General features: G+C 41.2%; 12 protein-coding genes. 8 read left to right on the top strand and 4 right to left on the bottom strand.

Annotated features, from left to right (window positions below):
* Position 1 precedes the first annotated feature (1 nt).
* Genes TW81_RS03800 through TW81_RS03785 form a run of 4 tightly spaced genes read left to right on the top strand, consistent with a single transcriptional unit; the run spans position 2 to position 3994 of the window.
* Entirely contained in the window at positions 2–598 is a 597-nt protein-coding gene (locus TW81_RS03800; RefSeq protein WP_045954399.1) for a response regulator transcription factor, read from the top strand.
* Positions 595–1986, top strand: a complete 1392-nt coding sequence (locus TW81_RS03795; RefSeq protein ID WP_045954398.1) for a GGDEF domain-containing protein — start codon at positions 595–597, stop codon at positions 1984–1986. Before TW81_RS03800 ends, TW81_RS03795 begins: the two co-directional genes overlap by 4 nt.
* A complete protein-coding gene (locus tag TW81_RS03790) occupies positions 1986–2369 on the top strand; it encodes an Hpt domain-containing protein (RefSeq protein WP_045954397.1) in 384 nt (127 codons plus the stop codon). Before TW81_RS03795 ends, TW81_RS03790 begins: the two co-directional genes overlap by 1 nt.
* Positions 2366–3994 carry a response regulator gene (locus TW81_RS03785; protein ID WP_045954396.1) on the top strand — a complete coding sequence of 543 codons (1629 nt, stop codon included), beginning with the start codon at positions 2366–2368 and terminating at the stop codon, positions 3992–3994. Before TW81_RS03790 ends, TW81_RS03785 begins: the two co-directional genes overlap by 4 nt.
* Positions 3995–4085: 91 nt before the next feature.
* Here TW81_RS03785 and TW81_RS03780 read toward each other — a convergent pair whose 3' ends face one another.
* Positions 4086–4337, bottom strand: coding sequence for a hypothetical protein (locus TW81_RS03780; RefSeq protein WP_045954395.1), 252 nt, complete (start codon positions 4335–4337; stop codon positions 4086–4088).
* A gap of 513 nt (positions 4338–4850) precedes the next feature.
* Here TW81_RS03780 and TW81_RS03775 point away from each other — a divergent pair.
* Positions 4851–6398 (top strand): alanine/glycine:cation symporter family protein, encoded by a 1548-nt coding sequence (locus TW81_RS03775; RefSeq protein WP_045954394.1) that lies wholly within the window; start codon positions 4851–4853, stop codon positions 6396–6398.
* 185 nt (positions 6399–6583) lie between these two features.
* On the opposite strand, the gene TW81_RS03770 is transcribed toward TW81_RS03775, so the two are convergent.
* On the bottom strand, positions 6584–8761 hold the full coding sequence (locus tag TW81_RS03770; protein WP_045954393.1) for a malate synthase G: 2178 nt from the start codon (positions 8759–8761) through the stop codon (positions 6584–6586).
* A 111-nt stretch (positions 8762–8872) separates the two neighbouring features.
* Positions 8873–9826: a LysR family transcriptional regulator gene (locus tag TW81_RS03765; RefSeq protein ID WP_045954392.1), complete on the bottom strand. Its 954-nt coding sequence runs from the start codon at positions 9824–9826 to the stop codon at positions 8873–8875.
* A 168-nt stretch (positions 9827–9994) separates the two neighbouring features.
* Between TW81_RS03765 and TW81_RS03760 the strand changes: the two genes are divergently transcribed.
* From TW81_RS03760 to trpS, 3 genes are all read left to right on the top strand, one after another.
* Positions 9995–11593, top strand: a complete 1599-nt coding sequence (locus tag TW81_RS03760) for an isocitrate lyase (protein WP_045954391.1) — start codon at positions 9995–9997, stop codon at positions 11591–11593.
* A 97-nt stretch (positions 11594–11690) separates the two neighbouring features.
* Entirely contained in the window at positions 11691–12254 is a 564-nt protein-coding gene (locus TW81_RS03755) for a hypothetical protein (protein WP_084715796.1), read from the top strand.
* A 299-nt stretch (positions 12255–12553) separates the two neighbouring features.
* Entirely contained in the window at positions 12554–13576 is a 1023-nt protein-coding gene (trpS, locus tag TW81_RS03750) for a tryptophan--tRNA ligase (protein WP_045954389.1), read from the top strand.
* Between the two features lie 260 nt (positions 13577–13836).
* On the opposite strand, the gene TW81_RS03745 is transcribed toward trpS, so the two are convergent.
* On the bottom strand, positions 13837–14799 hold the full coding sequence (locus TW81_RS03745) for a nitrilase family protein (protein ID WP_204243982.1): 963 nt from the start codon (positions 14797–14799) through the stop codon (positions 13837–13839).
* Between the last annotated feature and the right edge of the window lie 83 nt (positions 14800–14882).

The raw sequence follows: 14882 nt of genomic DNA, 5'->3' as shown, positions 1-14882 counted from the left end.
AATGAGTAACTTACATTGTTTAGTTTTTGACGACCACCCCTTAGTCGGTATCGCAATCCGTGAAACTTTATCCAAAGTAGATTGTATCCAAAGCATATCGGTAGCACACAACACCAAACAGGCACTACAAGCTATTAGGTCAGGAGTGATTAACTTGCTCATTTTGGACATCAATCTTAATGATGTCGATGGGTATGATTTTTATCGAAGAATTAGATCTCATGATTATTCAGGTAAGGTTCTATTCTACTCCGCGGAAGAAAGCCCTTTATATAGTGATATGGCTTTTAAAGCGGGTGCAGACGGTTATGTGTGCAAGTCGGAACATCCGCGAATACTACGCGATGCTGTAGAAGGGATTTCAAACGGCTATACCTTTTTCAAATTTAAACCATCCCCAAACCTTGATCGAGAAAAAGTCGAGCTTTCAAATCGAGAGGCAATGGTGATGAACTATTTATTGCAAGGAAAAACAAACAAAGAGATTGCTCATATTTTATCTATTAGCGACAAAACTGTGAGCACCTATAAAAGACGTCTTTTGGATAAATATGGCGTCAATAATATAATAGAGTTAAATAAAGCATCAACATTATGAAAAAAATAAAATTAAATCGTGCCAACTTGATAATAAAATCATTGATGATTGCGTTTTTTACATACTGGGCAATATTATTTTCATACTCTTACCTAGAATTAGAAAAAAACAAATCACAATTCAAAATGGTAACGGACAAAGTAGAGAGCCAGAAACAACTTTTAACCTATACCACTTTGTTTATAAATACCATCTTAAAAGTGGATAGAAGCAATTTAAACCACATGTTTTCAGATACAGAAAAACCAAAACTAAACACGTATATATACCCTATAAAGGGAAAAGAAAAAGAACTAAATCCGACTGAAAAACTAATCACCCTGTCAACTATGTATTCATTTAGACAGTCAAATAGATACTTGTTTAATACTGACTCATCTATATATTTGCAGTCGTATTCAGATAATAGAAAACTTATCTTTTTCAATGATGTTGGAAATGTAACATTAGCTGACGAAGCACACCACGACGAACGCTGTTTGAAATATAAATTATGCTCAAAATTCTCCACAAAAGACCAGATTTCTGATGGAGTCGTCGTATCAAGAGTATATACAGATATGATATCTGAGTTACCAACCGTTACTCTTTCAAGTCCAATCTTTGATAGCTATAATATAATCGGAGACCTAAGCTCAGATTTATATATATCGGGGAATTATTTTGACAACAAGGCTACATTTAGATCGGGTGATATAGGAGATATGAACTATATCTCAATAAATTATCCACAATACCCTCTATCAGAATTAGGGTTTCGATCTAATTACGTTATCGATAATAAAACTATTTTGGTATATAACTACCCAATTAGCAAACCTTTATTGGAAACAATCTGGGTATTTTATTTTGTATGGATTGTATGTTTCCTACTTATGAATCACTATCAAAGATTGCGCCACACCAAAGTTAACTTCCATAAAATCTATGAAGATTCTCAGCGTGACGATGTTACAGGATTATATAATCGCAAAGTGTTTAATTCTTCTAAATTCCTGAAAAGAACTCATGATAAAACATTAGCGATAATAGCAATTGATGGGAACAAACTAAAAAAAATAAATGATGAGTACGGGCATCACATTGGTGATGAAGCCATCAAACATATTGCCAATTCGATGAAAGTCACTTTCCGAGAAAATGATTTTCTGGTGCGTTTGGGGGGGGATGAGTTTGTCGCAATTTTACCCGACTGCACTTCGTCACGTGCATTTGAGTTAAAAGAGCAGCTTAAAAACCATGTACCAAGCAAAAAGCTTAAATACGCCAATATAGAAGTCAACGTAAGTGTTGGTGTCGCATTTAAATCTCCGTCTGACGACCTAGAACAAGCCCTCATTTTAGCCGATGAGAATCTTTATTTAGATAAGAATAATAGGTATGACTAATGACAAGTTACATAGATGACATCAGCTCACTCGACCATTTATTCTGGTTAGAAAACTATGACTCTGCATCTCAGAAAATGATAGCCAACTGTTACGTAGATTCAATGGAAGAAGACCTCGATACTTTAATCACCGCCATTGCACATCAAACACCAGACTCAACTCGCAATCAATTGCATAAAATAAAAGGTGGACTGGCTATGATCGGCCACATGGCGTTAGCCGACGCAGTCAATCAAATGATAGGTGCTATTGATTCAGAGCTTTGTCGTACCAACTGGCCAAGGCATAGGCATGAGTGCATTCAATTGTCCAAGATAATCGAAGAGAGTATTCGAGTGATGAAAGCTTGGCTAAAAGATCATAACGAGGTCAATGCATGAACACTTTAAAATGTTCAGAACTTAAAGTTCTAGTCGCAGATGACTCTAGGCTAGTTTGTAGCTCTATTGTACTGATATTGAGGGAAATTGGCTTCAACGATATTACATGCGTATATCGGCCTAAAGAGGTTATAAATCAGTGTAAACAGACTTCGTTTGATATTGTTATCTGCGATGTTAACTTCAACAGCCAAATTAATGGCTACCAGCTGCTTGAGGAACTAAAACACTTAAAATTATTAAAGAGTGACGCTTTTTTTGTGTTTCTGACTGGAGAGAACCAGCCTCAAATAGTTAGAACTATTATAGACAGCAATCCTGATGATTATTGGTTAAAACCTTTCAACAAACCATTCTTGTCAAAACGGCTAACATCTGGACTAAAACGTAAAAAATCATTGTCTACGATATACTCTTCTATACGTTCGGAGGACTATACTAAGGCGATACAGGAATGCGATGAACTATTACCTTTTCACTCACAATACACACGTTTAATTGGAACCCTTAAGGCGCAATGTTTAGCGGCAATGAAAGAATTTCATTCGTCAGAAAATCAATACAAACATCTTATTGAAAATTATGATAACGATGTTTTAAAACTATCTTTATATAAAGTACTAATTGAACAAGACAAAAGCACAGAAGCTAAAGAAATACTAAATACAATTTCCAACAAAAATAACAATCCTTATTTTCACGACGGAATGGCAGCATATTATATAAATAAAAATGATATAGAAAACTCTATTTACCATCTAAAACAAGCCACAAGATTACTTGAAATAGGTACTGATAGAGAGTTACTGATATCAAAGTTGTATTTAGTTATACATGATTACGAGTCAGCATTTGAATATATGAAAATATATTCTGATAAAAATGAATATACATTTAGAAATAATGAATACAATAACTTAAATTACATACGACATTTTCTTTTACAGTTTGACTACAATATCAACCCAAAAGTTTTTAAGTCTAAGCTTCATCTAATTGATAAACAAATGAACCTACTTGAAAACTGCAAAAACATGAACATCCAAAACACACTAATTCAGGCACATATAAAGTTACTTACCAAGGATATATCAGGTGCTACTGGTTTAATAACAAATTTAGATAACACTGAAGGATTACACTATTATGATTACTTCCACTGGGCGTTTCTACTAGATGAATTATCTATATTCAAAGAAATACCGACCATCATAAACAAAGCAAAATCAGCCATAGAAAATGAAAGTGATTTATATATAAGAAAAATTCAAGAAATAATGTTAACTAATTTCAATTATTACATCATAGAAAAGAAAAACAAAATAAATAAAGCAAAATCTATAATAAAAAATTATAATACCGATAATGCTAAAAAGCACAATCTTTACTTAGAACAGTATACAAATTTAAAAAAGTTGATGCCAAACTCTTCGAAAGTTAGCTTAGCAATCATAAAATTTCTAGCTGCCAATAAAATTGATATTGAGAACTACCGTGAAATGTTTAACTTACTCACAAATTGCCACCATGTAGTGGATGCACAAATGTCAGAGCATGAAAAAAACATTAAAAATTACAAAACTCTATACAACAAAGCAAAAGAGAACGTATCTGCCTTTATCTAGAGTATGGAGGCTCCGCTTGCAATGATGTCAAACCGAGATAACAGAGAATGAACTGTCGCTATAATTTTAGAAGTAAATCAGAGCACTCCCACTACGCTATTGGAGCCTCTGACACCAGCTTCAACATCAGCGCTTCTCGGCGCAATTCTAAGATATCTTCAATGATTCTCTCTTTGGCATTCAAACCAAAATGCTCGGCGTAATTTTTAATGGTTTCGATTTCCTGCTTGTTGAGTTTGTAGACATTCTTTTTTAAGAAGGCTTCCGCTTCGCTTTTTATATAGCCGTTGCTTTGCAACTCACTAATGATCACTTCATCTAAGTTGTGGGCTTTTCTTGTCATTTTCGTCTGTTCTGCTTTTGCTAGGCAACTCAACCATTCGACTTATATCAATCAAATGGCATTTCTGGTCGCATAACTTAATGGCCGATTATGACAGACAAGTGACATCAGCAGCAGATGAACAAAAATCAGACTTCTTTAGTGTGTATAAATATTTGCGTTGAACAAATAACCACCGTTTAGTCTACAAAAATTCAATTCTTCGTCATGTTTTACTGGTCATTTCGTAATCGCACAGTTTTATATATCAGGAAAAATTGCCAGACATATGACCATCTTCATCAATTAAAACATCGCATTAAAACCAACCATCACACCAAAACTAGTTAATAAGTTCAAAATAACACTTTAAAGTCAGCGAAAATCAGAATTGTTTGCTAGATCAAATTTTCCGTCAAAGATGTTGCTTAGGTATTTATAAAATGAATAATAAACAAGGTTACACAAATGTAACAAAACACAACATCATATAAATATTATTCATATAAACACCTATTCACAGGCAGGAAAAGCATGACAAAGCGTATTTCGCTAGCCGTTTTGGCGAGTCTATTTGCAGGTAGCGCTGCAGCATCCAGTTTGGATGACAAAATCAACGAAGTCGTTGCACCTATCGTCAACCCTTTTGTAGGAATGATCTTCTCGACTATTCCTTTCCCTTTTACAGACGTACAGGTACCGTGGATTGTTCTTTGGTTAGTGGTTGCCGCTAGCTTCTTTACTTTCTACTTGGGCTTCATTAACTTCCGTGGCTTCAAGCATGCGGTAGAACTAGTTTCAGGTAAGTTCTCTGATCCTAAAGCAAAAGAAGAGGGTGAGGTTTCTCACTTCCAAGCTCTGACCACAGCACTTTCAGGTACGGTTGGTCTGGGTAACATCGCTGGTGTGGCTGTCGCCGTTTCTATCGGTGGTGCAGGTGCAACGTTCTGGATGATTCTTGCAGGCTTACTTGGTATGTCGAGCAAGTTCGTAGAGTGTGCGCTTGGTGTTAAATACCGTAACACTAACCCAGATGGTTCGGTGTCTGGTGGTCCAATGTACTACCTAAGCAAAGGTCTGGCGAATCGCGGTAACGCAGCGTTTGGTCGTACACTCGCGGTACTCTTCTCTGTGTTTGCGATTGGTGGTTCTCTTGGTGGCGGTAACATGTTCCAAGCTAACCAAGCGTTCAAACAGGTAGTAGGCGTAACAGGCGGTGATGCTTCTTTCTTCGCAGACAAAGGTTGGCTATTTGGCCTAATCCTCGCTGTGATCGTTGGTATCGTCATCATCGGTGGTATCAAATCAATCGCTAAAGTAACTGAGAAAGTTGTTCCATTCATGGCAACAATCTATGTTGGTGCAGCGCTTATCATTATCCTAATGAACTTTGACCGTATTGACGATGCGTTCTACGCAATCTTCAACGGCGCATTTACTGGCGAAGGTATTGCTGGTGGTGTGATTGGTGTTCTTATCCAAGGCTTTAAACGTGCTGCGTTCTCGAACGAAGCCGGTGTTGGTTCTGCGGCAATTGCGCACTCAGCGGTTAAAACTAAAGAGCCAATGTCTGAAGGTTTTGTGTCTCTACTAGAACCGTTTATCGATACTGTTGTTATCTGTACGATGACCGCTCTTGTTATCATCATTACCGGTTACCTAGACACGGATACTGGCCTAGCCGGTGTTGAACTGACTTCAGCGGCATTTGGTAGCGCAATCAGCTGGTTCCCATACATCCTTGCGATTGCTGTTGTTCTGTTCGCATTCTCAACTATGATCTCTTGGTCTTACTACGGTCTGAAGGCTTGGACTTACCTATTCGGTGAAAGCAAAACAGCAGAGCTGATCTTCAAAGTGAAATTCTGTGTCTTTGTTGTTATCGGTGCGGCGATGAACCTAGGCCCAGTTATCGACTTCTCAGATGCGATGATCTTCGCAATGGCGCTAGTGAACATTGTTGGTCTTTACATCCTTGTTCCTGAAGTGAAACGTGACCTAGCGGATTACCTAGAGCGCTTCAACGCAGGTAAAGTGTACAAAGTACAACAAGAGAAAAAATTAGCTGAGCAACCAGAGTAATCAAGTCGCTCAAGCTAACATTGATTAAAAACAGCAGACTCAGGTCTGCTGTTTTTTTATGTCCTAAATTCCCCATATTGCGCGGACAATGTGTCTGATACCAAGCAAAAAAAACCGCGCTGTTACAGCGCGGTACCTTGGGCTCGGTAATAACAGGGGTACTTCTTTTATAATTGATCGTTTAGTTATGCTTTTAGCTTCAAGCGCATAGCGTGAAGCACTGGCTCGGTGTAACCATTGGGTTGAGCGCAGCCTTCAAACACCAACTGACAAGCCGCTGAAAAAGCTATACTCTGCTCAAAGTTAGGTGCCATGTTGGTGTAATTTGGATCGCCCGAGTTTTGCTGATCAACAACGGCCGCCATACGTTGCATGGTGTTCATCACCTGACGCTCATCACACACACCATGGCGAATCCAGTTGGCAATGTGCTGGCTAGAAATACGCAATGTTGCTCGGTCTTCCATCAAGCCAACATCGTTGATGTCAGGCACTTTAGAACACCCTACGCCTTGATCAATCCAACGCACTACATAGCCAAGAATGCCTTGAGTGTTGTTATCAAGTTCACTTTGAATCTGTTCGGGTGATAGCTTTTGCTTACCTAACAGCGGAATCGTCAAGATGTCATCGACGTTGGCGCGCATGCGTTGACGAAGCTCTTTTTGACGACTTTGAACATTCACTTGATGGTAATGCAGTGCATGCAATGTTGCCGCTGTGGGTGACGGCACCCATGCCGTGTTTGCGCCTGCCTGAGGATGACCAATTTTCGCGGCCATCATCTTTGCCATATTATCGGGCTCTGGCCACATACCTTTACCAATTTGCGCCTTACCTTGTAGGCCACAAGCCAAACCAAGATCGACGTTTTGGTCTTCGTATGCACCAATCCACGTCATGGTTTTAAGCTGTGCTTTAGGGGCAAAAGGGCCCGCTTCCATACTGGTGTGAATTTCATCTCCCGTTCTGTCTAAGAATCCAGTATTGATAAACACAACTCGGTCTTTTACTGCACGAATACACTCTTTCAAGTTAACTGAGGTACGACGTTCCTCATCCATAATGCCAACTTTTATCGTGTATCTCTCTAAACCTAACGCATCTTCAATACGTGTGAACAGCTCGTTGGTAAACGCCACTTCCTCAGGACCATGCATCTTAGGTTTTACAATATTGATGCTTTTCGCCGTCGAGTTTTGGAACGGACTATTGCCTTTTAAATCATGCAGAGCGATCAACGAAGTGATCATGCCATCCATAATACCTTCTGGCACTTCATTACCTTCCGCGTCAATAATCGCCGGGTTAGTCATTAAGTGGCCGACATTACGGATAAACAGCATGCTGCGGCCTTTTAACGTAATTTCTCCACCCGAAACGCTGGTGTAGTGGCGATCTGGATTGAGACGGCGTACTAGAGTTTTACCATTCTTTTCGAGAGACTCTTGCAGATCGCCTTGCATTAAACCAAGCCAGTTTCGATAAGCCAGGGTTTTGTCTTCACCATCCACCGCAGCGACAGAGTCTTCGCAGTCCATGATGGTGGTTAATGCGGCTTCCACCAGCACATCTTTGATACCTGCGCTATCTACTTTGCCAATAGGCGCGGTCGGGTCAATTTGAATCTCTATATGTAAGTTGTTGTTCTTTAATAGAATGCAAGATGGAGCATTAGCATCGCCCTGAAAGCCAATGAACTGATCACTGGAGACAAGCGTCACTTCTTCCCCATTGGCAAGGGTCGCAATTAGGGTATTGCCAATGCTGACATTGCTGATGCTGTATTGCGTCACCTCTTTGTGAGAGGCGCCATGCAACGGAGCGGCTTCATCAAGAAATGCACGCGCATAGGCTACGACTTTTTCGCCACGTACTGGGTTAAAACTTCCCCCTTTCTCTGCGCCTTCGCTTTCGCTAATCACATCAGTTCCGTACAGCGCATCGTAGAGGCTTCCCCAGCGCGCATTCGCTGCATTGAGTGCAAAACGAGCATTCATGATAGGCACAACCAGTTGCGGCCCTGCTTGCGTCGCTATTTCGGGCTCAACGTTAGCCGTAGTCACTTCAAAGTCGTCACCTTCAGGTACTAGGTAGCCGATATCTTGCAAAAACTGCTTATATTCTGCCGCATCAAACGTCTGACCTGCTCTTTCTTGGTGCCAAACGTCGATTTGATGTTGTAGATCATCACGCTTGGTTAATAGCGCGCGATTTTTAGGCGCGAGATCCGTGAGGATAGATTCAAAAGCGCGCCAAAAGTCTTCAGCACTAATGCCTGTTCCCGGAATCGCCTGCTCATTAACAAATTGGTAGAGGGTGCTATCAATGTTCAAGCTTCCCTGTTGAATACGATCGCTCATAAACTCTCTCTAAAATTAACCAATGATTACTAAATAAACTTACGTAACAGATAAAAATTTAGCTAATTTATGCCACTTATAGTCGACATAAATAAAATAAATACCTCTATTTTACTCTGTTACACCACTTTCAATCTCGTTGGCAACGCTCTTAATCAAGCGCCGCATCCATTGATGATCTGGGTTGCTTTGCACCAGTGGACTCCATGCCATCTTCACTTCAAAAGGTTCAATCGCAAATGGCGCAGGCTTAATGAGCAACTTGGGATTATTGCGTTGCAACTGAGCCGCTTTGGTCGGTATGGTCAAAATCAAATTCTTCTGCTGGGCAAATAAAATGGCGGATAAATAGTGACGGGTGAACACGGTGATGTTGCGGGTTTTGCCAATCTTCATCAATGCATCATCGATCCAACCGAGTTTTTGTGCCTGATTCGGATTGATCCCCACTCCCGTCCCCATTCCGGTTTTGCTCACCCAAATATGTTGCGCTTGAAGATAGGAAAACAGGTCAAACTTATCTGCAATTGGATTATCACAGCGGAACAGGCACGAGAACCCGTCGTGCCAAAGGCTCATCTGGTGAAATGACTGCGGAATATCGTCGAATCGGTTGATGATGATATCGACGTTGCCTTGTTCTACATCTTGATAGCTAACATCACTGGGTGTCATGATGTCCAAGCGAATTTTGGGTGCTATCTCACTTAAGCGTTTTAGCAGTGGCTGAATCAAGGTCGATTCAGCGTAGTCACTGGCCATAATTCGGAACAATCTCTCACTGTCTTCTGCGTTGAACTCAGTGCTCGGTTGAAGCGTTTTTTCTACGTTGGCTAAGATATTTCGAATCGTCGGCTGAAGTTTTAACGCGCGCTCAGTCGGAACCATTCCTTCACTCGTTCTGACCAGTAACGGGTCTTCGAATAGATCGCGTAATCGACGTAGTCCGTTACTCATCGCAGGTTGAGTAATACCCAGTTGGTTAGCCGCTTTGGTAACGTTTCGCTCGCGCAACAACATATCTAAATACACAAGTAAATTAAGGTCTATTCGAGCAATATTCATAAAAAAAATACCGAATATAATAACTATAAATTAACAAAATCATCACACATGTGACTACTATTTGTCCACAACAAAAAGAAAACAGGTCATCCAATTTGGAGCATGAAGTCCCTGATAGATGACCAACAATTTATCCAAACCTATCCAACGTGAAACTAAGGAACAGTTATGTCGCAAATTACTCAAGATATCGAGAAGATCGAAATTGCAAAACGCGCTGCTGGTGCTCCATGGGATGCCATTGATGCTGAATCTGCGGCTCGCATGCGTGCTCAAAACAAATTCAAAACAGGTCTAGATATTGCGCAATACACGGCAGATATCATGCGTGCTGATATGGCGGCCTATGACGAAGACAGCGCTAACTACACGCAATCTTTAGGTTGCTGGCATGGTTTCATCGGCCAACAAAAAATGATTTCGATTAAAAAGCATTTTGGTGGCAACACAGATCGTCGTTACCTTTACCTTTCAGGTTGGATGGTTGCTGCGCTTCGCTCTGATTTTGGCCCTCTGCCGGATCAATCAATGCATGAAAAAACCTCAGTTCCTGCGCTTATTGAAGAACTTTACACTTTCCTTCGCCAAGCGGATGCACGTGAACTCGGTGGCTTGTTCCGCCAACTCGATGCAGCACGCGAAGCAGGTGACGTTGCACTTCAAGACCAAATTCAAGACCAAATCGATAACCATCAAACACACGTCGTGCCAATTATCGCCGATATCGACGCAGGTTTTGGTAACGCAGAAGCCACTTACCTGCTGGCGAAGAAAATGATTGAAGCGGGCGCTTGTTGTTTGCAGATAGAAAACCAAGTAGCCGATGAAAAACAATGTGGCCACCAAGACGGCAAAGTAACCGTACCGCACGCAGATTTCCACGCCAAGCTACGTGCACTGCGTTATGCCTTCCTAGAGCTAGGCATCGACAACGGCATCATCGTGGCACGTACTGACTCACAAGGCGCGGGTCTGACCAAAGAAATCGCCGTAGTAAAAGAGCCTGGTGACCAAGGTGATATCTACAACTCTTACTTAGACGTTGAAGAGATCGATGTAGCGGATATGAAGCAAGGCGACGTATGTTTCAACCGCGACGGTAAACTGGTACGTCCTAAACGTTTACCTTCTGGTTTGTATCAATTCCGCTCAGGTACAGGTGAAGATCGCTGCGTGTTTGACTGTATCGAAGCCATTAACGCAGGCGCTGACCTACTGTGGATTGAGACTGAAAAACCACACATTGGTCAAATTAAAGAGATGATGGATGGCGTACGCGAAGTTCACCCGAGCGCTAAATTGGTTTACAACAACTCACCATCTTTCAACTGGACACTGAACTTCCGTCAGCAAGCTTATGATGCAATGGTTGAAGAAGGTGAAGATGTATCAACATACGAGCGCGCAAATCTAATGAGTGCAGAGTATGACGAGACGGAACTAGCCAAACGCGCTGATGACAAGATCCGCACCTTCCAAGCTGATGCAGCACGTGAAGCGGGTATCTTCCATCACCTAATCACATTGCCAACGTACCATACCGCTGCACTGTCTACCGACAACTTAGCCAAAGAGTACTTCGGTGAACAAGGCATGCTGGGCTACGTTAAAAACGTTCAACGCCAAGAGATCCGCCAAGGTATCGCGTGTGTTAAACACCAGAACATGTCGGGTTCAGACATCGGCGATGACCACAAAGAGTACTTCGCAGGTGAAAACGCACTGAAAGCAGCTGGCGAGCTAAACACTTCTCATCAGTTCGATTAAGTGACCTAGCCTTTTAGAGAGTGAGATTACGACCCAAGACGCAATCTCGCTCTCTACTTCTTTTAGACTGACCACTGCAATATTTGTGAGGATGCTTATGACTACTGTTCCTACCTATCTACAAGACGCGACCGAATTACTTTCAACAGATGGCTTTGCAATCGGTGATGTTTGGTATCACGGCACGTCATCTGCCCTGCTCTCTTCTATTCAAGGCCAAGGACTCAAACGCTCTGGCGACAAAGCCCTCAACCAAGTAGCACAAAGCACCATGGCGACCATAGGCAACCACTACAGCGAGTCTGAAGAGCCAGTATTTTTAACCCAAAGTAAACAACTCGCGTACTACTGGGCACAGCAGACCGTTCGTGAGCGCAGTGTTCGTTTTGACGGTAATGAAGAGCCGATTGTTTTGGCTGTTAGTCTATCAGATCAGCAGCGTGAAAAGATAAAACCCGATGTCGGTGCTATGAGCTTATTGATGATGAGTATCGGTGAACAATTTATGGCACATTTGACTAAGATTTATCAAGATTGCAACCTTGATGGCCCCGATATTGACCTTCGCAGCGCCGATCGAATGGACTATCTCAACAAATTAGGCATGGCATATATCGACCAAGACATTAACCGCGCCTGTGTGGATGTTGTCACGGCTTAACAGTGGCGATTTCCGAATACGCACCCACTGGATATAGCCCGTGCTATTTGTCTGTTTAAAAACAGTGTTTTTACATAGATGTTTGTATTAGTAAACCACTATTGAAAGTTGAGTTTAAAAATATTTGTTGTTAGATTGTCTGAATGAAATTTGCTTCAACATCTACATCATCCTTCTTCTGGTGGCGCTCAATTTAGAGCGGCACGGAATTCTTACATTCTTTAGCTGCTGGAAGGTAGCTCAGACTGTAATTTCTTTTGTATCTCCAGTAGCGATCTATTTTAACTAGGAGATTCCCCATGAATACAAAACAAAATGCCGATAAGCCGGAAATTATTTTAACTGGTGATAGAGCCACAGGTCCGTTGCATCTTGGTCACTATGTCGGTTCTTTAAAGCAGCGCGTAGCATTACAAACAATTCACGAGCAAACGATCCTTGTTGCTGATATGCAAGGTCTTACGGATAATGCTCACAACCCCAAAAAAGTATCAGCTAACATTCTAAATGTCGTTGCTGACTATCTAGCTGTTGGGATTGATCCCTCTAAAACAACGATTTGCCTTCAATCACAACTCCCCGCCCTTGCCGAGTTGACAATGTATTACAGCAACCTTGTAACCATCAGTCGGCTAGAGCGAAATCCAACAGTCAAAAGTGAAATACAAAATAAAGGATTTGAGCGTTCTATCCCAGCAGGCTTTCTAACCTATCCCATTTCACAAGCTGCTGATATAACAGGATTTAATGCATCTCTAGTTCCAGTTGGAGATGACCAGTTACCAATGCTTGAACAAACTAATGAGATAGTGAGGAAGATTAACTCACTAGCAGGGCGCACTGTTTTAAAGGAGTGTAGCCCTTTGCTAAGTAACGCACCGCGACTTCCGAGTACAGATGGAAAAAGTAAGATGTCTAAATCGATGGGCAACGCTATTAACCTTGGGGCAACTGAAAAAGAAATCTCCGCTGCCGTAAAATCGATGTATACCGACCCTAACCACCTCAAGGTTGAAGATCCTGGTAATGTAAAAGGAAATGTTGTGTTCACTTATCTCGATGCTTTTCATCCTGATAAAGACTACATTAAGCAACTCAAAGCCCACTATCAACGTGGAGGTCTTGGTGACGGCACGACGAAAAAAATACTAGAAGAATGTTTACAGGATATGCTTCGACCAATAAGAGAGAAAAGAATAGAATTTTTAAATGATAAAGCTCAGCTAGTCGAAATTTTAGCTAAGGGAAGCCAAGTATCTAGAGAAAAAACATCACAAGTACTTTTTGACGTGAAAGACATTTTTGGGCTAAATATTTTCTGAATATCTTGTTTGCAACAGCCAGCTTCTGGAGTTTCATTAGCCGAATCTTTGGAAGCTGCTTCTGTAAACGTGATAGTGTCAATCATACGCGTTTCGTGGAAACAGAGAGTGTTGGTGCTCATTCATGTTCTAAATTAATTCAGAGCCAATCTCTGCAAAACGACTTTTGCCCCAAAGTTTGTTAGGGGCTCTTTATGAAACAATATTTTCATAAGCGCCAACGTATTATTCGTTGGCGACCACTCAATAAGTTACGCCATCTATTTTTGTGTCGAGAATCTTGCCTGATAAGGCGTTAATTCATTCCCTTCCATCGTTAAGGGAGCGTATAGATTAGGTCTACGACCTCTGATCCAGCGTCTGCCTGTACACATATTTAGATCTTTCGCATTGAGATCGGCAATAACCATATCATTATCGATGCAGTCAGTTTCAGCGATAATTTCACCATAGGGATTGAGCACCATTGCATTCCCCGTTCTAACTTCATCCATATCAACCCCAACACCGTTACTAAATATCAGGAACATACCATTGTCATGGGCACGCGCGGGTAGCCAACGCATTAACCACTTTCTTCCTTTAGAACCTTGCATTTCAGAACGAATCGAATCTGGATCTTGGTGACGATTATGCCAAAGCTGGGGATCAATCAACCCCATCGCATTTGGGCTGCGAGAGTTTGTTCCGCCTGTTTGATGAGGCGCGACTAGTATATCAGCCCCTTTTAATGCTGTGATTCGAACATTCTCGACTAAATTATTATCCCAGCAAATCAGGATTCCTACACGGCATCCATGTGGTGTATCAAACACAGTGTATTCATTGCCACTTTTCATGTGTTCGCTGACAAACGTATGCAGCTTTCTGTGTTTGGATATCTGGCCATCAGGCATTGCCATTATGTAAGAATTGTAGAGATTTCCGTGCTTGTCCTTTTCAATTAAACCTGCGCCGATGCTGATTTGGTATTGTTCAGACATTTTTAGCAAGCGTTGAGACGTTTCCCCTTGTGGAATGAACTCGGACAAATCATTGATCTCAGATTTCTTGAGTTTCGAAACATGCCAATAACCAGTCACACACATTTCAGGGAAGGCGATAATTTTTACCCCTTGTTTAGCTGCCTTTTCTACGTAACTTTGAATGACCGATAAGTTGTAGTTTTTGTCGTTCGCATGGTGGTTAAATTGGACAGTAGCAACACGGATATCTTTCATAATTGTTCCTTTTACTTGGTGAATATCAACTATTTTAAAAAGCTCCTTTGATTCCGTATAATGAATAAAATTCCTATAATTAATGA

This window comes from Vibrio galatheae (genome assembly GCF_000967545.1).
Lineage (GTDB): Bacteria > Pseudomonadota > Gammaproteobacteria > Enterobacterales > Vibrionaceae > Vibrio > Vibrio galatheae.
This window is presented reverse-complemented; position numbering and strand designations above follow the sequence as displayed.